This is a genomic window from Bradyrhizobium sp. Crot121 (assembly GCF_059512385.1).
The window spans coordinates 1-333 of record NZ_JCAMOR010000527.1 but is presented as its reverse complement, the minus strand read 5'-3'; the positions used below and the strand labels follow the sequence as shown (position 1 = coordinate 333).

The following is a 333-nucleotide window of genomic DNA, read 5'->3' as shown; positions in this document are numbered from 1 at the left end:
TCCTGGATTGCTTGCCAACCGTAGTCGACGTATGCCGGATAATAGCTGTAGGCTGGATAGTAGCCGCCGTCATACGGGCCGGGGTAGTAGCTGCCGTAGTACGGGCCGCCATAATAGCCATAGGCGCTGCTCGCGATCGCGTCACCGATTAGGGCACCAGCCAGCGCGCCTGCTCCCCAACCCCAACCTCGAGGACCCCAGCCTCGGACAGCTCCGTATCCCCATCCGCCACCGCGCCAGCCGCCCCACCGGACCTGGATCGAACTGTCAGCGATCATGGATTTCATGCTTGCCACGTTGGTCGGCAAAGGAGCCGCATGGAGCGTCGCGACG

General features: G+C 63.4%; 1 pseudogene. It reads right to left on the bottom strand.

The features are described from left to right. Window positions 1–278 (bottom strand): annotated as a pseudogene (locus tag AC5ZGW_RS47795) (hypothetical protein); the annotation flags it as partial. Between the last annotated feature and the right edge of the window lie 55 nt (window positions 279–333).